The sequence below is a fragment of the Ruegeria haliotis genome (assembly GCF_013377785.1).
Classification (GTDB): domain Bacteria; phylum Pseudomonadota; class Alphaproteobacteria; order Rhodobacterales; family Rhodobacteraceae; genus Ruegeria; species Ruegeria haliotis.
The window spans coordinates 1-19,289 of sequence record NZ_JABXWT010000006.1 but is presented as its reverse complement, the minus strand read 5'-3'; the positions used below and the strand labels follow the sequence as shown (position 1 = coordinate 19,289).

15 protein-coding genes and 2 pseudogenes are annotated in these 19,289 nt (G+C 54.2%); 3 read left to right on the top strand and 14 right to left on the bottom strand.

What is annotated here, in order from left to right; translation table 11 throughout:
• Positions 1-232 precede the first annotated feature (232 nt).
• From HW561_RS12475 to HW561_RS12450, 6 genes and pseudogenes are all read right to left on the bottom strand, one after another.
• Positions 233-882, bottom strand: a pseudogene (locus tag HW561_RS12475) (IS6 family transposase).
• A complete protein-coding gene (locus HW561_RS12470) occupies positions 830-1,000 on the bottom strand; it encodes a hypothetical protein (protein ID WP_176865214.1) in 171 nt (56 codons plus the stop codon). Before HW561_RS12470 ends, HW561_RS12475 begins: the two are co-directional and overlap by 53 nt.
• A gap of 97 nt (positions 1,001-1,097) precedes the next feature.
• Entirely contained in the window at positions 1,098-1,586 is a 489-nt protein-coding gene (locus HW561_RS12465) for a nucleoside/nucleotide kinase family protein (RefSeq protein ID WP_211198625.1), read from the bottom strand.
• Between the two features lie 179 nt (positions 1,587-1,765).
• The gene (locus HW561_RS12460; RefSeq protein WP_176865228.1) at positions 1,766-2,572 is read right to left on the bottom strand and encodes an ATP-binding cassette domain-containing protein; all 807 of its coding nucleotides are present in this window, start codon (positions 2,570-2,572) and stop codon (positions 1,766-1,768) included.
• Positions 2,548-3,618, bottom strand: a complete 1,071-nt coding sequence (locus HW561_RS12455) for an ABC transporter permease (protein WP_176865226.1) — start codon at positions 3,616-3,618, stop codon at positions 2,548-2,550. Before HW561_RS12455 ends, HW561_RS12460 begins: the two co-directional genes overlap by 25 nt.
• 116 nt (positions 3,619-3,734) lie before the next feature.
• Entirely contained in the window at positions 3,735-4,709 is a 975-nt protein-coding gene (locus HW561_RS12450) for a sugar ABC transporter substrate-binding protein (protein ID WP_235962893.1), read from the bottom strand.
• A 220-nt stretch (positions 4,710-4,929) separates the two neighbouring features.
• Here HW561_RS12450 and HW561_RS24290 point away from each other — a divergent pair.
• Both HW561_RS24290 and HW561_RS12445 read left to right on the top strand, forming a co-directional pair.
• A pseudogene (locus tag HW561_RS24290) lies at positions 4,930-5,127 on the top strand (winged helix-turn-helix domain-containing protein); the annotation flags it as partial.
• 57 nt (positions 5,128-5,184) lie between these two features.
• Positions 5,185-6,141, top strand: coding sequence for an ROK family protein (locus HW561_RS12445; RefSeq protein WP_408015387.1), 957 nt, complete (start codon positions 5,185-5,187; stop codon positions 6,139-6,141).
• A 720-nt stretch (positions 6,142-6,861) separates the two neighbouring features.
• Here the strand turns inward: HW561_RS12445 and HW561_RS12440 are convergent.
• The 8 genes from HW561_RS12440 to HW561_RS12405 all read right to left on the bottom strand — a co-directional run bounded on the left by HW561_RS12440 (position 6,862) and on the right by HW561_RS12405 (position 17,409).
• Positions 6,862-8,397, bottom strand: a complete 1,536-nt coding sequence (locus HW561_RS12440; RefSeq protein WP_176865223.1) for a M81 family metallopeptidase — start codon at positions 8,395-8,397, stop codon at positions 6,862-6,864.
• Positions 8,397-10,043: an amidohydrolase gene (locus HW561_RS12435; RefSeq protein WP_176865222.1), complete on the bottom strand. Its 1,647-nt coding sequence runs from the start codon at positions 10,041-10,043 to the stop codon at positions 8,397-8,399. The genes HW561_RS12440 and HW561_RS12435 overlap by 1 nt, the downstream gene beginning before the upstream one ends.
• 11 nt (positions 10,044-10,054) lie before the next feature.
• Positions 10,055-10,978 (bottom strand): oligopeptide/dipeptide ABC transporter ATP-binding protein, encoded by a 924-nt coding sequence (locus HW561_RS12430; RefSeq protein ID WP_176865221.1) that lies wholly within the window; start codon positions 10,976-10,978, stop codon positions 10,055-10,057.
• Complete coding sequence (locus tag HW561_RS12425; RefSeq protein ID WP_176865220.1) at positions 10,975-11,955, bottom strand: ABC transporter ATP-binding protein; 981 nt, start codon at positions 11,953-11,955, stop codon at positions 10,975-10,977. Before HW561_RS12425 ends, HW561_RS12430 begins: the two co-directional genes overlap by 4 nt.
• The gene (locus HW561_RS12420) at positions 11,952-12,809 is read right to left on the bottom strand and encodes an ABC transporter permease (RefSeq protein WP_176865219.1); all 858 of its coding nucleotides are present in this window, start codon (positions 12,807-12,809) and stop codon (positions 11,952-11,954) included. Before HW561_RS12420 ends, HW561_RS12425 begins: the two co-directional genes overlap by 4 nt.
• A 12-nt stretch (positions 12,810-12,821) precedes the next feature.
• On the bottom strand, positions 12,822-13,760 hold the full coding sequence (locus HW561_RS12415) for an ABC transporter permease (RefSeq protein ID WP_176865218.1): 939 nt from the start codon (positions 13,758-13,760) through the stop codon (positions 12,822-12,824).
• A gap of 85 nt (positions 13,761-13,845) precedes the next feature.
• On the bottom strand, positions 13,846-15,411 hold the full coding sequence (locus tag HW561_RS12410) for an ABC transporter substrate-binding protein (protein WP_176865217.1): 1,566 nt from the start codon (positions 15,409-15,411) through the stop codon (positions 13,846-13,848).
• Positions 15,412-15,432: 21 nt separating this feature from the next.
• Positions 15,433-17,409, bottom strand: coding sequence for a CocE/NonD family hydrolase (locus HW561_RS12405; RefSeq protein WP_176865216.1), 1,977 nt, complete (start codon positions 17,407-17,409; stop codon positions 15,433-15,435).
• 131 nt (positions 17,410-17,540) lie between these two features.
• Here HW561_RS12405 and HW561_RS12400 point away from each other — a divergent pair, with 131 nt between their 5' ends.
• Complete coding sequence (locus HW561_RS12400; RefSeq protein ID WP_176865215.1) at positions 17,541-18,302, top strand: helix-turn-helix transcriptional regulator; 762 nt, start codon at positions 17,541-17,543, stop codon at positions 18,300-18,302.
• Positions 18,303-19,289: the final 987 nt, after the last annotated feature.

Here is a 19,289-nt window from a genome sequence, read left to right as displayed (position 1 = left end):
CGGCCGCAAGGAGTTAATCGAAACTTAAGCTCGCCCTGCGATGCTATCTTCGTGTTGGCAAAACCCATCGAACTATCCCGCGCGCCACGCGTGGCGAGGCGAAACGCTCTACATGTGGCCTCGGTATTGCCAAGTTAATTGAGGCTGCATGAAAAATGTTGTCTCGCAGCACTCAAGCTGCCATTTCAGCGGTGTACTCACCCCAAAGCTTGAATGCATCGGAGCGTGCGTGTCAGTATGAGTTTGCGGTGAGTTGATATCGGCGAGGACGGAAGATTAGGTTGATCTGGTCATGCGCAGACAGAAACCTCTGTGCTTGCCGATGTGAGTTGAATCGCCCGAACATCTTCTCTCGCTTCCGGGTCGGCCTGTGCGACACTTCGATTGCGTTGTTCAAGCCTTTGTGGGCGCGATGATCAGCTTCGGGGGCCAGTTTATTGACCGGCTTGATGTAGCTGCGGTGCTTGTCTGTGATCAGGACTCTTGGCTCGCCGAATAGTGCTATCAGCCTTTGGAAAACCCGCTTTGCTGCCTTTGCGTTTCGGCGTGTTTGCACGAGAACGTCGAGTACGTCGCCATTTGCGTCGATACCGCGCTACAGCCAGTGTTTTCTTCCGCGGATCGAAATCACGACTTCGTCCATGTGCCACTTGTCGGTCGGCCGCGGGCGGTCCCGCCGAATGCAGTCTGCAAAATGCTGCCCAAAGCGGTTGACCCATAGCCGGATCGATTCCCGGCTTACAATTACGCGCCGCGCCGCCAACAGGTCTTCAACATCTGCCGTGCTCAGTGCGAAGCGGTGGTACGCCCAGACTACCCAAGCAAGATCTCACGAGGAAAGCGGAACCCCTTCAGGCGCGGCATATTGGTCGGAATGTTCATGACCCGCAGATAGCCCGGTCAAGTCAGGCGAGCAACCTGGCAATGCCCCATCCAACAATCCGAAATCTATCAGATCTTTGATGTCGTTTACTTCTGCAGTGTCCACGAAGAATCTCATGAGTTTTCCTCATCATGTATGGGGTGATTTTGATTGCACTTGAAACCGCCCAAGGGCGTTAGCATCAACGGATCACTTCGGAATCCATTGTGCGGGTTCAGAACGCGTAGCGCGTCCCGAATTCGGTGTAATTTTGGTTCAATGTAAGATCGGCTTTCCTGCTATCACTGATGATAAGTCTAGCATTGGGCAGATCGTTCGTTTTCGCGCGTTGCATCGCGGTTTTGGGGCCAAATCCATGCTTGATCCAGCGGTGTTGTAGCCTGCTTTCGAGTTCTTCCAAAGTTGGGCTGACAAAAACCGTTGCAGCATAGACATCCGCCAATGTTCTCCACGGGTCGCTATCCATCAGTAGATAGTTTCCCTCAACTACGATAGTTGGAGTTTCTGGGTGAACAGCAATCGCGTTGGCATTGGCCAGATCCATTTGGCGGTCAAATTTGGGGTGAAAGGACTCTTGTTGCGCAGACTGCAGTCCTCTGATTGCATTGCAAAACCCAACTCCGTCGAAGGTTTCTGGCGCACCTTTTCTCGCCAACAAACCACGCGTCTCAAGCACGCGATTGTCCAGATGATAGCCGTCCATGGGTACCAGCGTGGCTGATGGAACCGCGGAACCCTGTTGTGCGTTCAGCGATTGCACAACGGCTTCTGCCAGGGTCGACTTGCCGGATGCTGGCGGGCCAGCGATTGCGACAATCGTCCGAACCCCAACCCGCCTCCGGGAGAAGATCAGGTCGCAAACGCGCATTACGTCCTGCTCGATCACGCGGCGTCCTCTTTCGGGGGCTCCTTGGCACCGGTCATGAAGGCCACGGCATCGGACATCGTGTAGTCCTTGGGATCGATTGTGCAGAGCCTTTTGCCCAACCGGTGCACATGGATGCGGTCAGCAACTTCGAAGACATGCGGCATATTGTGGCTGATAAGTATGATCGGAATGCCACGCCCGCGCACATCCTGGATGAGTTCGAGAACTTTCCGACTCTCTTTCACCCCCAGTGCAGCCGTCGGTTCGTCCATGATGATGAACTTGGTCGCAAAGGCTGCGGCGCGCGCAACGGCAACGCCTTGGCGCTGACCGCCCGACAGTGTCTCAACCGCTTGATTGATCGACTGAACGGTCATGAGGCCAAGTTCGGTCAGTTTTTTACGGGCGAACTTCTCCATGGCGGGTCGGTCAAGCTGACGCAGGTATTTGCCCATAAAGCCTTGTTTCCGGATCTCGCGCCCCATGAACATGTTGTCGGCAATCGACAGGGCAGGAGACATAGCAAGTTGTTGATAGACGATTTCGATCCCCATGTTCCGGGCGTCGATCGGAGAGGTAAAATTAACCTTCTTCCCTTCGATCAGAATCTCGCCCTCATCCGGGATCGTGGCGCCGCAGATCGCTTTGACGATGGATGATTTTCCGGCGCCGTTGTCCCCTATGACCGCAAGTATTTCTCCCCGACGCAGTTCAAAATCGGAATGGTCAATGGCGGTCACGTGGCCATAGCGCTTCACGATTCCGCGGCCTTGGACGACGGGTGTTGTGTCTGACATTAGCCCGATACCTTTCTGATCCATTGGTCGACTGCGACCGCTGCGATAATGAGAAGACCGATGAGCAGGAAGGTCCACTGCGCATCTGCGCCCAGTAGCCTCAGCCCAAGAGTAAATACCCCAACGATCAGTGCTCCGAACAACGATCCCAGAATTGATCCCCGCCCGCCAAACAGTGAGATGCCCCCGATCACAACCGCAGTGATACTTTCGATGTTGGCCAATTGGCCGGAAGTTGGAGAGACTGACCCGATACGGCCGATCAGAGCCCAGCCGGCGAACGCGCAGATTAGGCCGGAGAGCATATAAACTGACATCAAGGTCTTATGGACGTTGACACCGGACAGTTCAGCCGCTTCAGGATCATCTCCTACAGCATAGACATGCCGTCCCCACGCAGTGTGTTTGAGTGCATAGGTCAGCACGAAGATAAGAACGAGCATGAAGATGACGCCAACTGTAAAAGTCGCCCCACCGATGCTGAACTTGGTGCCGAAAAATTGAAGGAAAGGAGCGTTTGCCTCAATGTCCTGACTACGAATGGTCTCGTTTGCGGAATATAGGAAGTTGGTTGCCAGAACGATCTGCCACATTCCAAGTGTGACAATAAAAGGGGGGAGCTTAACACGGCTCACAAGCCAACCATTGAGTGCCCCTATCAAGGTTCCAACAGCAAGTCCGCACATAACGGCAATTGGCACTGGAATGCCGTAACGAAATGTGAATTGTCCCATGATGACCGAAGAAAAAACCATGATCGCACCGACGCTCAGGTCGATGCCAGCGGTCAGAATTACAAGACTCTGTGCTGCGGCTACAATGCCGACGATCTGAACCTGCTGTAGGATCAACGTCATCGCGAAAGGCGAGAAGAACTTTGAGCCCAAAAGCAGGCCAAAAACCAACATCGCGCCGACTAAGACAATAAGAGGCACAAGGGACGGATTGACATGGAGAAGGTGCTGCAACTTCCCCAATACGCCGCGCCGATGATCCTCAAACTCCGCGACGGTTTCTGCCCTGCTTGCGGCGGCTTCAAATTCCGGGGTGCTTTGGTTTGTTTCAGACATATCTCACCCTTTCGTGGCTTGCATTGGGGTCACGAGGTCAGTTTACAGGAAGTTTCGGATTGCTGGTTAAAGCAATGGTGAGGCGCTCATATGCGCCTCACCAAATGGGCTTGTACTTAGCCCCAGCAGAGTTCCAGGCCCTCTGCGACTGAAATCGATTCAACACCATCGGCGGGTTGATCAGTAATCAACGCCACACCGGTATCATAGAAGTCTTTTCCAGGTGTGTTTTCAGGCTTCACGCCTTCGTCTGCCCATTTCTTTACGGCTTCAACACCAAGCGAAGCCATCAGCAAGGGGTATTGCTGGCTTGTGGCGCCGATTACACCGGCCTGAACGTTTTGTACGCCGGGACACCCGCCATCGACTGAAACGATCAGAACATCGTTTTCACGTCCAATGGATTTCAGGGCCTCGTAAGCGCCCGCCGCTGCCGGTTCATTGATCGTATGCACAACGTTGATCGTCGAGTCCTTAGCCAGAAGATTTTCCATGGCGCGGCGCCCGCCTTCTTCGTTGCCGTCGGTCACGTCACTACCAACCAGCCGCGCGTCCGTTTCGTCGCCGATGACATTGGGATCAGCCAAGTCCACTCCGAAACCGTCGAGGAAGCCTTGATTGCGCAGAACGTCCACAGTTGGCTGGCTGACATTCAAATCAAGCGTCGCGATTTTTGCATCCGCCGCTGCCTCACCCATTTTCGCCTTTGCCCATTGCCCTATCAATAGTCCGGCCTTGTAGTTATCCGTTGCGAAGGTTGCATCAGCTGAATCGATCGGGCTGAGCGGTGTGTCCAGCGCAATGACCAAAAGTCCTGCATCCCGCGCTTGTTGGACCGCAGGAACTATCGAGCTCGTGTCCGATGCAGTTAGTAGAATTCCCTTTGCACCATCGAGGATGCAAGTTTCAATGGCCTGAACCTGAGTTTCGTGGTCGCCGTCAATTTTACCGGCAAAGGCCTTCAGTGTCATTCCAAGCTCTTCGGCCTTGGCCGTCGCGCCTTCCTTCATTTTTACAAAGAATGGATTGGTGTCAGTCTTCGTGATCAGGCAGACGGTTTCTCCGGCCGCCTGAGCAGAGGCTGCTGCCATCGTGAGCACAGTCGCAGATGCGGCAATCCTGAATAGATTTCTCATATTTGTCCTCCCAGAAAATTGTTGTTGCCCCGAGCGGCGTACCAACGAGGCCTACCTCCATCCGCTAATGAAGGCCCCATTCAAGAAACTGTGATTCTGGTCTCCCTGTCAATAAATAAATAAAGTTTATTTATTAACTTGATCGACTGCCTTTCCATAGTAAAACAAGGTGGTTATGTTTTGCGTTATGGAGAAAGACGCGCTGAGAATACTGACAGGGGGCGTAAGCCAAAGTGGTGTTCGAGACCACAACGAACGCCTGATTTTAACAGTTTTACAACGGCATGGGCCTGCGGCAGGTGCCGACGTTGCGCGGTTGACAGGTCTGTCTCCTCAGACCGTATCAATCATTTTGCGCAAACTCGAAAAAGACCAGATTCTCAAGCGCGGAGCCCCTTTGCGAGGAAAAGTTGGGAAGCCCTCGATCCCAATGGAGCTAAATCCGGAAGGCATTTTGTCAGTCGGGATGAAGATAGGGCGACGCAGTGCCGATCTGCTATTGATCGACTTTACCGGCAGGCCACGCCGCCAACTTTCCACGACCTATGACTATCCGTTGCCAGAGGCCGTTTTCGGGTTTTTGGAATCTGGCTTGGAAACGCTCTTCTCCCAAGAACCTCAGAGGCTTCGTGATCGCGTATGCGGGATTGGAATCGGTACACCGTTCGAACTTTGGAAATGGCACGACCTGTCTGGGCTTGCGGCCAAGAGGTTTAGCTCCTGGAAAAACGTGAACTTCTTCTCGGAGGTTGCAAAGTTCAGCGACTTGCCGGTTTTTGTAGTCAACGACGCGACGGCTGCGTGTCACGCGGAGCATCTCTATGGTCGTGGGGCTGAGTATCGCGATTACTTTTATTTCTTCATTGGTTCAATGATCGGCGGTGGAGTCGCGTTGAACGGCACCGTGTTTGAAGGCAACCAAGGCAATGCTGGTGCCTTGGGCGCGATGCGCACGACGGGTCCATTGGGTGAAAGCCAGCAACTGATCGACACCGCCTCACTGTTTCTGCTTGAGGACAGGCTGATCGAAGGGGGGGTCGATCCAGGGATTCTCTGGAAGAAGCCGCAGGACTGGAGCAGCATTTCACGGTATGTCGAGCCATGGATTGGAACGACCGCACAGGAGTTGGCCAAGGCTTCTCTTTCAATCTGTGCCGTCATCGACTTCGAGGCCATTTTCATCGACGGGGCGTTTCCGCCGGACGTAAGAGAAGAACTGGTGGCAAGGGTTCGCCGCTATTTGATCAATCAGGACAAACGCGGTCTGATCCCCCCGGTCGTGGAAGCCGCAGCAGTTGGAGAGAACGCCCGTGGCATAGGGGCTGCAAGCAGCCCGATTTTCCGCCAGTTTCTATTAAACACCAATGCAGGCCTTTCTGGGATGTAGCGGAAGTTCGTCGCCGTCAAATTTCCAAACCAAGAAGGAACTGCTAATCCTGCTCAAGGTGGCGGCCTGCAGCGCAGCATCGATATAACAGTGGAGGACCGCTATGGGCAGGGTGTAACGATTCTATCAAGAGTCGAAACTGAGTATCGCGCTGCTCTCAATATAGGGGAACCCTGAGCTTCTCGAACCGCTCAAGAAGCGCCCGTTTCCATTGACCGCTTTGTCCAAGTTGAGTTTTGAGATTCGCCTATCACACAAATCTTAGCGCCGTGTTAGCCGCCAAGATGAAGCGGCCGGCCCATGCCAAGTTGGGTTCAATAGGCATTTGGGTCAATGTTGTGACGGAAAAGTCAAACATCTCTGGCGTTTTATATTGATGTCGGGCGACACATAGTTTTGCCATTAATCGCCGACTAAACAATTGATTTTGAACGAACAGGTATTTCTCTGGCTCACCAACCCTGCCATTTGCGACTCAAAACCTTTCCATTCATCCGTTAGTTCTTTGGTAACGTCATCATAGACACCACGAAAATTGTCCTGATAGATCCCATCTTGAGCGGTGCCGCTTCAGGAGCGAATTGGAACTGACAGTCGTTACCTTTGTGTGTAATCGCCTGTTTCGATGCACAAGCCAAAAGCGTTTCCAGCCAGTTGCGTCAAACATTCAACGCTCTGGCATCACAAGCCTTCATTATTCGATGCCTGAATAGGCACACTTCATAGAATGAGAATTTTCTTTTTGCTGTCAGCTTTACTTGTATCAAAAACAGTTTCACGGGTCTTCGGCAGCCTTCTGGTGATACAAGTGTAAGGGATTTTTTCGAGGTCACAGAGGAAGGCACCCGGAGAAGAGACTGCAAAAACCTCTCCTGCAATAGGTTCAAAATCTGCTCGGAAGTGGGTGGTGCTCTTAACGCAAATCACCGAGTAATTCTTCGGGTTTAGTCCGATATGAGTAAAGTGTGCGCGATCCAGGCACTGGTTGCGTATGCTTGTGAGGACCAGGTCAACCTCTGCCTCGTGCCCTACTAAACGCAACGCAGCTGTCTTACCGAGGGTTGCTACACCGCCGCCATACATTTCTCCGGTATAGCGGCAAGCGCCATCACCCAGAGCCAGGACTTCAAACTCTGCATTGACCGGAACGTGCCCTGCCAGGTTGGACTTCGCTCCGATTGCCAGTTTAACCAGAGCCCCCTCACCCGCCACATGGGCTTCCTTTGCACTTTCCGGATCATGGAAGAGACCCATCAAGACACTCTTTGCCCCACTTTCAATCAGTACTGCCAGCAACCCCGTGGTGTCAGATGTCCCACCTGCACCAGCGTTGTCCTGAACATCGGCAAGAACAACCGGCTTTTCCCGACTTTGGCGGCTTATCAAAACAGCTTCTTCCAGAGACAACATTGAGCAATCAATGTCTGCTTCCCGGGCCACAAACAAGTTGACGATCTCTTCAACGGCAACGGTGGCTTGTTGGGCTCTGGCTGCGTAGGCAACGCAGGACGGGCCGGTGTCGGGAAAATCCGCCGCAGTAAAACCAAGAGCAATTTCTGCCAGGATTTTCTGCCGTTCGAACCTTACCGGCAACTGATAGATTTCGTTGAATGGCGCGGAACCCGTATGTTGCGCATGCAAAGGGATGAGATACGGCATTGTCCGGAACACTTTGTGTAGTGTTTCACCCGCTAGCAAGCGCTGCAGGACAGGAACGCATCGTGCCCCCGTTTCTGCCATATCCAAATGAGGGTAGGAGCGAAAAATAGAGAGGTAATCCGCGTGTTCAACCATCTGCGCAGAGACGTTGGCATGTAGATCCAAACTTGCAACCACAGGAACATCGGGGCCCACGATTTCACGGACGCGACGCAAAATCTCACCTTCACCGTCGGCAAAGGCTTCGGTAACCATTGCCCCGTGGAGATCAAGATAGATGCCATCTATCTGACCAGCCTTGCAAATTCCATCCAACAGCATTCCGCAAATCGTCTCAAAGGCATGATCAGATACTTGTGCGGACGGCTCGGCAGAGCACCACAATATCGGCACGACTTCAAATCCTGTCGCCTTAGCAGCCTCGGTAAAGCCAGCGACAGGCAGGTTCATGCCTTCAGTTTCCGAGATAACCTGTGCACTGATCAACATGCCTGGCCAAGAATCAGCCATCTCAAACTCGATTAGGCCGGCCTTCGTTGCACCATAACAGTTGGTTTCATGCTGAAATCCAGCAATCGCAATTCGCTTGTTCGCCATCAAGTGTGCTCAAATTCTTGTTCGGTATGCGTTGCGGCAAATACACTTTGGCCGCCACGAATTGTTTCGAGCACCTGTGTATTGGTCAGACGCTCAGGTGCATTTAGTGGGTTACGCGAAAGGATAACAAAGTCAGCTACCTTACCCGGTTCGATAGATCCGCGCTGGTCCTCCTTGAAGACCTGCCAGGCGGCGTCGATGGTCTGGGCGCGCAAGGCAGAAAGAACGCTGATCTTCTGATTTTCACCGAGCACGCGCCCCGAAGCGGTTGTCCGATTCACGGCACAATGGGCCAGATGGATCGGGCGTGTCGGCGTGACTGAGGCATCGTTGTGGATCGTATATCGCACGCCATACCGTTCTGCTGACGCTGCTGGAGATATCCTCTCGGACCGCTCGGGTCCCAGGAAGGTGTCGTAGTGGCGATCTCCCCAATAATATACATGTGCTGGAAAGAAGCTAACGGTAAGGCTGAGCTGAGCCATACGCTCTAACTGATCGTCCCTTAGGGCCTGACCGTGGATGATGGTATGACGATGATCTTCACGTGGGTATGCATGAAGAGCTTTTTCGACCGCGTCGATGAACATCTCCGCACCGGCGTCACCATTGCAGTGGCAATGAATTTGCAAGCCCCTGCTATGTAGCTTGGCGACATCAGCATCCAATTGCTCTTGCGAGGTATAAATCATCCCATACGGGCGATCCGGATTAGCTGGCTTGAAATACGGGGCTGACAGATACGCGGTCTGCAACTGAAAGGCCCCATCAGTAAACAGTTTACGCGGACCCAGTGTGAAATGCGGGTTGCCGGGCCAATTGCTGCCGATCCAGTGCGCACTGAGCTCTGGCTCCAGACTTGCGACAGGCAATAGCTCTATATCAATTCCCGGGTCCTGATCTGCGGGCAAGCTGGCGAAATGATCCAGCATGGTTTGCGAAGCCCAGGCATTCTGGGCATAGGTCACCCCATGGGTCAAATACTCGTCACGGCAGGCGTCAAAACCCTGCCAGAATCTTTCGCGATCAATCAGGAAATCAGTGTCGCCCATCTCACCCATGGCAGATAGCCCTTCGATCAATCCTGTTAGGGCTCCGGTATTAGGATCACGGCCAAAGCGGCCGCCTTCTGGGTCAGGCATTTGACGATTAATCCCGCGCCTCTCAAGCGCAAGGGAATTGGCCGCGCCATTGTGACCCGACGCATGAATAACCCAGATTGGGTGACGTTGTGATACCTCATCCAACTCTGCACGGGTGGGCATTCGGCCTTCTAGAATGAACGTATTGTCAAACGACACCCCCATGATCCATTCACCCTCGGGCGTTGCGCTAGCCTTTTCTCGTAACCTGTCCAGCGCTTGCGCCATGTCCCTGCAATTGCCCAAAGGGGGCGAAGACAGGTCAACACGGAACAGCCGGATAAACCCGGGATCCGGGAAATGCCCGTGTGGATCGATAAACGCGGGCATCAGCGTCCGATGTTGCAGGTCGTGCTCCCGAGCATCTGCGGCCATGCGTGCGCGCAATTCAGCCTCGGAGCCCACGGCCAGGATTTTGTTTCCTTCGGTCAGAACAGCCTCAGGCACAGAGTTCTGCGGATCCATGGTCAGGATTGTGCCGTTGAAAAAAAGTGTGCTTGGCATTGGATTCCCTATTACGACAACGGGGCCAGACAACGCAGCCCGTGGTCGCCGTTCATTTCCCATTGTGGGGTCTGGGTGCAGATGTCCTTGGCAAAGGGGCAGCGTTCGCGGAATTCACACCCCGAAGGGCGCTTGAGCAGGCTGGGAGGTTCACCTTTTAGGGCGATCCGTTCCAATCGTGCATCCGGGTCCGGCTCTGGGTTGGCACTTAGCAAGCAGCGGGTATAGGGGTGGCGCGGATTGTTGAAGATCGTCTCGGTTGTGCCTTCCTCGACCAACCGGCCCAAATACATGATACCCATTCTGTCGGCCACGTGGCGCACGACGCTGAGGTTATGGGTGATGATCACCATCGCCAGACCCAGCCGTTCGCGCAGATCGTTGAGCAGATTCAAGAGTTCGCCCTGCACCGACACGTCGAGGCCTGCAGTCGGTTCATCCGCGAGGATCAATTTGGGTTCAAGAGCCAACGCGCGTGCCACGCCCACACGCCGCGCCTGCCCGCCTGATAGCTGATAAGGATAGCGGTCGGCGAAATGCGTGGGCAAGTTCACCATTGCCAACAAACGCTTGGCCTCGGCATCAAGATCTCGGTCTTTCATGCCCTGGATGCGGTAGGGTTCGGTGATCAGGCTGCGGATAGTCAGACGCGGTGATAGGCTCCCCACTGGGTCCTGGAACATCATCGCCATGTCTTTGCGCAGCGGGCGCATGACACTTTCTGGAGCACCGCGAATTTCTTGACCTTCGAAGGTGACAGAGCCGTCTTGAGCAGGCGCAAGCCCGGCAATGGCGCGAATAACCGTCGTTTTGCCAGACCCGCTTTCACCTACCAGCGCGTAGGTTTCGCCGGGTTCTACTGTAAAGCTGACGCCGGCCAGCACATTTATGGGCCCGTAGCTGGTGTTCAGATCGACAACGTTCAGCAAGCTCATGATGTGGCCTCCGCATGGTTCAGCCAGCAAGCGGCGTGATGGCCTTCTTTCAATTGATCCAGCGGCGGCACTTCGGTGGCGCATCGTGCCATGGCTTGATCACAACGATCCCGGAAAATGCAGCCCCCTGGCAGATTGGCCAGATCAGGCACTTCGCCGGGAATGGTCGGCAAAATGCGGGCGCGTTCCTTGATGTGACCGGGGTCGCACTCGATCAGGCGGCGTGTGTATGGGTGTTTGGGATTGTGGAAAATCTCACGCACCTCCCCGCTTTCGACGACCGCGCCAGCATACATCACCACTACCCTGTCACAGAGTTCTGCAATAACGCCCAGGTGGTGCGAGATGAACAAGATGGCACAGTGAAATTCGCGCTGTAACTCTTGCAGGCGCTCAATGATCTGCACCTCCAGCGTCGCATCCAGTGCTGTCGTGGGCTCATCCGCGATCAGCAAGTCGGGCTCGGACATCAACGCCATCGCGATGGCAATCCGTTGGCGCATCCCGCCTGAGAATTCATGCGGGTATTGCTTCAGACGCGCGTCGGGATCGGGGATACCGACCGCACCCAACATCTTGGCCGCATGGGACAACTTGTCAGCCTTTGACTGTTTGGATCGATGCTGAATATCCAGCATCTGCTGCCCGATGGTCAGAACCGGGTTGTGTGTTTGCATTGGATCCTGAAAGACAATGGATATGTCCGAACCGCGCAGATCGCGCATCTGTCGTTCTGACGCCTGCAGCAAATCCTGCTCTTTGAACCTGATCTCTCCCTCGCGGAACCGCGTATTGGGCGCGGTCAGGCGCAGGATGGATGAGATCAAGGTGGACTTGCCGCACCCGGATTCCCCGACGATGCCAACGATCTCACCTTTGTTGACGTTGAATGTAATGTCCCTCAGTGCTTTGAGGTCGCCACGGCCAGTTTCATAGTCCACGCAGAGGTGGTCGATTTCCAGAAGTTTCTCGGTCATCGCTGTTTCCTCAGTTTCGGGTCAACAACATCGCGCAGGCTTTCACCCAGGAAGGTAAATCCAAGCGTTGCCAGAATGATCGGCAGACCTCCGCCCACCACCAGCCAAGGCGTCTGGCGGATCAGGGAATACCCATCCTTCAGCAAGGAGCCCCAGCTGGGTGTCGGGGGTTTTACGCCCAGACCCAAAAAGGACAAACCTGCCTCAAGTGCGATAACCGTGGGGATGTCCATGGCTGCCAACACCGCCAGAACGCCAATAATGTTAGGCAGCATATGAACGCCCAAAATGCGGGACATGCTGGCCCCCATCGAGCGTTCGGCCAGAATGAACTCTGAATTGCGTAGCGTCATTGTCTGGGTCCGCGCCACGCGCCCATAGGTTGGGATCGAAGTCGCCATGACGACGAACACCACCGTCTGCAGGCTGGGCCCGATCAGGGCCACAACGGCAAGCGCGAACATCACTGTCGGAAAAGACCGTATGGTGTCGAAAAACAGCATCAGAAGGTTATCGAGCCATTTGGGCCCATACCCTGCAATCATGCCCAGCGTCAGGCCAATCGCCATCGCGCCAAAAACAGCCGGCAACGCCACCTTAAGCGCGACCTGACCCCCGGCGATAACCCGCGAAAACGTATCGCGTCCTAGCTGATCTGTGCCCAGCAGGTGCGCGGTGGACGGTCCTTGCATGCGGGATTTGATATCCATCGCAATCGGGTCATAAGGCACAATCCAATAGGCGAAGATTGCGCAGAAAACGATCACACCGACAATGATCAATCCCATCAAACCAAGTGGATCGCGCGCGACTCCGACAATAATCTGGCCAAGTTCGGAACGAGATTTTTCCATGACTGTCCCTCCTCAATGAGCCGTGCGTGCACGTGGGTCGAGCAACGCATTGATCAGATCTGCCAATGCGGTCGACACCACGAACAACGCCGTTGAAATAAGGACAGAGCCCATAACAACTGGGTAGTTACGGGTTGTAATGCTATCGATCACCAACTTACCCAGACCTGGGCGGGCAAAGACGATTTCAGCAAAAACGGCCGAGCTGAGAAGAAAGCCCATCCCGACGCCGATCACGGTAACCACTGGCAGAATGGCGATCCGCAATGCGTAAACCATGACCACGCGGCGTTCGGCGATACCAAAGGCCCGGGCTGTGCGCACATGGCTTTCACCCATGACTTCCAGCATCGAGGCTCGCACCAGACGGGCAATATAACCAACCCAGCTTAGTCCGATGGCGAAAGCGGGCAGGACGAGGTGATCGAGGCGGTCCCAGAACCCTTCTCCCGCGCCAATGGCGGGGAACCATTGCAGATGCACGGCGAAAACCAAAAGCGCCAAAAGCGCGACAACAAAGGCCGGGGCAGCGACGAAGCTGACAGATATTGCAGCGGCGACCCGATCGATTAACGTGTTGGGATGCGCCGCCGCATACGCACCAAGCGCAATGCCCAGTGTTGCAGACCACAGGATCGACGCAAAAATCAGTTCCAGAGTGAAGGGCAATTGCTGGAATACGATGTCAGTCACGGACCGACCCGAAAAGACATCGGTTCCAAGGTCACCCTGTAAGAGATTCCCGTAGAAGATCAGAAGCTGTTTCCAGATCGGTTGATCAAGCCCCAGCGCCGCTGTTAGCTGGGCCTGAAGCTCGGGCGTGGCGCGGGGCCCCAACATGATCTGGACCGGATCGCCTGGCACGGCGCGGATCATCAGGAACATGACGGTGACCGCCACGAACAGGATAAGCAGCGACAGCGCGAAGCGACGGGTTGCGAAATTCAGCATGGCCAACTGGCTCCTTGTGGCTTGATGGCGTTAGTTTGGTACGGTAAACATCAACTGCCCGCCGTACCCGGCCGACCTGGGGAGGTCAGGTCGCCTTGCCGAAATAACGAAGCAATGACAGGCCATCTGGGCGCAGCGCAGGAATGACACGCGCGCTGTGAATGACCGGTGTCGCCTCGTGGGTGATGAAGCGGTAGGCGCCGCTTTCTTCCATCAGATCCTGTGCACGCTGATACATCTCTGCCCGCTTTGCGATATCCGTTTCAGCAGCTGCCGATTCATGAATTTCGTTGAATTCAGGACTGTTAAAGCGTTCCCAGTTCCATTTTCCGATCTGTTCAGGTGTGAACCACGACGTCGCATAGTATGGGTCTGGTGTCATTGAAAAGCGGTTCAAAACAAGCTGCAGGTTCTCATTGTCACCAGACGCCCAGAATGCCCCGGATTCCAGAACGTTCACTTCTACCGTGATCCCAATCTGTGCCAACGTCGCCTGAATGATCTGCGCTGTGGTTGTGAATGTCGTCTTGTTCAGCGTATCAAGCGTCAGCGTCACGTTGGTTTCACCGGATTCCGCAAGCAGCTGTGCCGCTTTCTCAAAATTGGCCGCAGGCGGCACAAGCGATTCCGCTCGATGCCCGGCAAGGCCAGGTGCGATGATACCTGTTGCTGGTTCAGCAGCACCAAAATACGCGGCCTCCAGAATACTGGGTACGTCCACCGCGTGTTGAATCGCCTGCCGCAGTTTTTGATTTTGCAGCTTCGGATGCTCGACGTTCATTCCCATCCAGACATAATAGAGCGAAGGCTTCTCAACCAGCGATCCACCATTTGGAACCCCTGCCCGATAACGCTCGACCGAAGCCAACGATACGCGGGTCATGTCCAGCTCACCCGCTTCAAACGCAATTTCGGCGGTGTTTTCATCATCGATCGGATAGATCTCAACGGTGTCCCAAGTGGGGGCATCCCCTTTCCAGTCTGGGTTACGCTTGAGGACAGTCTTTTCCTTGGGCGACCAACTGTCCCGCAGGTAAGGGCCGGATTCCGCGACCGGGTCAGCACCGATCCGGCCGCCGGCGGCTTCTACCGCTGCTTTCGAGACGATGTTGCCCGTAATGTAAGGCAGGGCGATCGACCAGATCGGTGCGAACGGGCTGTTCAGAACAATTGTCCCCTCACGTTCGCCGGTCACTTCGACATGGCTGAATGGCCCCAGGTCGGGCTTGTTCGGGCTGTCGGTCGCGTCGTCCACGATCCGTTCCATGCTGAATTTGACGTCCTCGGCGGTCATGGCGCCAAATCCGTTGGTAAATCCGATATCGTCACGCAATGCGAATTTGATGTGGGTTGGATTCACCTGCTCGATCATCGTAGCCGCATCTAGTTGCCAGCCCCATTCATTGCCGGGCTTGTACTGAATCAGCTTGTTGTAGATGGAGGCATGCACTTCTTCTTCAACGACACCAACTGAATGTGCCGGATCCATGTTTTGCGCATCGCCATAGGCCCGCACCCGCAAAACGCCGTCATCCGCCGCGAACGCACGGTTCGCCCACCCCATAGGAAGCACTGTGGCTGCCCCAAGAGCAGTTGCGCCCTTCAGAAATCTGCGGCGACCAACATTGGCCTGTGTCCATTCGATCTTCATAGTATCCTCCCTTGGATTAAGTCAGAGAAATCCGCGCGGAATGGTTTCGGACCATTCCTTTGTCAGGACTTCGATTTCGTCTGCGCCTTCAGTGGCGCGCAGTTTGCGATTGAGGTAGAAATTCTGTGTGTCGCAACGCATGCGGCACTCGGTCGAGATGGCGATCTGCCAATCTTCGCGCTCGAACGAAAAACTCCAAGCGGTCTCGAAATGCGCGGTTGTCGGATCATCGGGGTGAATGCGGTAGAGCATACGCACGTCACTGCCGACAATCAGATCATGGTAGGGGTCGCGCGTTTTGCCGTAATCATCAAACGTTTCCAGAACCATTCGACCGTCTTCCGTCACGGCGCGTTCGGATTGTGACGAAGGCGCGCGCAATTGCTCGGCTGCAAGAACTGGAAAATCCTGCGCTGGACCGGGTTCAGCGGCTTGGATTTCGTGCGTGACTTCGCGCACTGGCAGGTGGATGGCGCAGTCCTGCAAGTGCAATGTCACTTCGGCAGAATGTGGCGTTGGCCAGACGATCGGCCAGTAAGAAGTCGACAGAGCCAACCGCAATACATGACCCTCACGCAAGTGATGCGCACATTCGTTCAGGGCAATATCAGCCTCATAAATCTCACCTGGCTGTAAGATTTCGGGTACTTCGTGACTGCGGTAATGGCACAGGTTCAACGACCGATAGCTGATCCGTTGCGAAACACCTTCAGGCGAAACATCGCATAACCGCGCGGCAAGCTGAGCAACAGGCTGATCCACTGAAAACCGAAACGTCAGCTGCGCGCGACCCATCAGTTCCAGTGGTGATTGCAGCGGCTCACTATCAAAACAAACCGACAAGGCATCATCGCTTGCCTGATCCCCTGCAAGTTCGTTGTCGATCCGCATGCCTGGACAAAAGTACCCGCTTTCCCTTCCGATATGGCAAGGCGACGCAATAGCGACGGTGCCAGCCGTCGGTTCCAGAGAAAACCCGCCGGAAGCGAGATGCCAGACTTTTTCAGATACATAGGGCGACGGCCAAGTCGTCTCTGCAATCCAGCGACCTTGCCGCGCGCAGTTATGCGCTGTCGGATTAAAGTGTTCCTGCATGTATGTCCGGTACGCAGGCAAGTCCTCGGCACCGTTCTCTTGTCCCTTCAACCAGCGGTCAAACCACCCGATGACTTCGGAATGAAAGTCTGCAGGGTCAAGATTCGAGATGTGCGAATAGCGGTGTTCCCACGGCCCAATGACGGCTTTGGTTGGCACTGTCAGGTTGGTTACCAAAGCCGGGGGCGCATTGACGTATGCATCTGCCCAACCTGTGATTGCCAAGACCGGGGTTTGGATTGCGGACCAATCCTCGCAAACCGAGCCATGTTGCCAATATGAGTCACGCACCTGATGGCGCAACCAGACCGCGGCAGAGAACGGGACGTTTTGCAGGCGATTTAGCCAGTCCTCGCGCCAATCCTTACGAAGATCAGGATCTGCGGGGCGGGTCAGGTATGCAAACATCTGACTGCCCCAATTCATGTTGTCACTCAGCAGGCACCCTCCCATAAAATGGATGTCATCCGCATAGCGATCCACGGTCGAAGCGACGCTGATCACAGCCTTCAAAGCTGGTGGTTGGCGAAAAGCCAGTTGTAAGCCGTTAAATCCGCCCCACGATATTCCGATCATCCCGACATGGCCGTCACACCAATCCTGCGCGGCAATCCAGGCTATGACTTCCTCGCCATCACGTAGTTCCTGCTCAGAGTATTCATCGTCGAATTGCCCTTCGCTGTCCCCGGTGCCAGCTATGTCAACCCGGATGCAGGCATAGCCTGCCTCAGCAAATACCGTGTGGGTTGTTTCATCTCTTGGCGCAGTGCCATCGCGTTTGCGGTAAGGTAGGTATTCCAGGATGGCCGGGGCAGGACTCGTTTCGGGCAACCAGAGTCGTGCAGCAAGCCTCCGCCCATCGGAGAGAGTGATCCATGTGTTTTCTAGTGTCTCAATCAGCATCTTGATGGGCTTGTCTGTTAGGAGCTGCTGTCGAAGAAGAAAGCAGTTTGCAGGAAAAACAAATTGTGCGATCTTGTGCGAATTGATGCTATTTGTCGCGACATAGCGTCAAAACGCGAAAGGTTTTGTCTGTGTCAGAGTATTTTTCCGCCAACTTAAAATCACTGTGCGCAGAACACGGCAATATTTCACAGATTTGTCGCGATATCGGCGTCAACAGACAGCAATTCAATCGCTACCTGAATGGCTCTAGCCTGCCTTCGGCCCATAACATGCGTCGGATTGCACGCCATTTCGACCTGACAGAAGCTGAGCTGTTCGCTGATACTGCAAGCTTCGAACGCATGCTAAACGGTGTTCTGCCGCAAATTGGTAAAACACCCACAGATGCGTTTCTGGATCCTTTTCGGGGTCAGCAGAAAAACCTGAGGCGCTACGTAGGTTTCTATCATTCATATTTCTGCACGCCATCGTGGGAAGGACGGATCTTCTGTTCGTTGATACGCATTCAGGAAGTTGATGGGCTTATCACGATCCGTTCCCGAGAAATTGCCACATCACCAGACAAAAGCACGCACCAGATATCGCGCTACGCTGGCTTGGTGACAATGCGTGGAAACAGGATATTCGTGACCGAACACGAGCTGGCGCGCGAAGGCAGCGTAGCCAATACCATCCTATACTCCGCACACCGTCAGCAGTTGAAGTATCTGCGAGGCATGACCATGGGCGTTGCATGGCGCCCATACCCGCACCCCTACGCTGCCAAAACAATCTGGAAACGCTTGCACGAGCGCGTATCAGCGCGCGAGGCTATTGCCGCTTGCGGTATCTACCCTGCCCAAAGTAATAGGATCGATCCTACTGTGCGGAAGCACCTTTACGAGGCTTGAAGCTGCCCTTCATCCCATGTTGTTTTGCGTTTTCGTGGAAAAATTGTTTACGCTAAACTAAATTCCCTCTGTTGAAACTCCAAGCTACAATTATTTTTCATACTTATTGTGTTGCGGATATTGTGCACCGAGGCAAGACTTTGAGCGCATCACACTCTGCAACCCACGGATGTTTGATGACTCCAAAACGAATTGTGAATATCGCAAAGCAGGTGTTATGTGAAGCGAGCTTAGTTAGAGTGATCAGCTCCACTGTGAACCTCACGCACCATCACTTAAATTTGTCTGGTAGCAGGCATTGATCCTGTTTGCAGAGAAAGTCAGCGAAGAGCCCAGAAGTGACGCTTGCAAGGAATTCGAGGTCCTGCATATATATAGACAGAAATTGAACAAGTGGAAAATTAGTGTGAAATTTCTGTTCTTCATAATCCCTACATTCATCGCTTCGACACTGCTCTTTTCGACGTTTGGTACGCTGAGTCTGTGTGAAATGACCGATTGTTTGGGCTCAGGGCGAGGCACCACCACTGACATACTAATCGGAGCAGCAGGTATCGTACTGGCCTTTATTCCTTTCGCGATAACCTTTTGTATTATTTATCAAAAGTTCCGGCGTAAGCCTCTGGATAAGTGGGTGAAGAGAAGCGGTTGGGCAGCGTGCCTTACGATCGGTGCCCTAGGGGTTTTCCAAGTAATTGTTGATCCCGGAGATGCGTATTGGGCCGGAGTACCAATGCTTGTCTTTTCTTGTTTTCTTACTTTGTCGATTTTGAATTTTCCAAACCCCGAAGCCAGCCCTAGCTAACAAGAAATTGGAACTTAGCTTTTGGTATAAACGGCAGCTTTGTCCGCGTTGTGTGAGTTCGATCATTTCCAGATGTCGCGCACGCAGCGAATGTCGGGTATGCGGGCTGCACCGCAGCATCTTGACCAGTTGGCCAACGGCAGGAATGGGCCCGACCCCACGAGTAGGAGACAGAGTTCCGT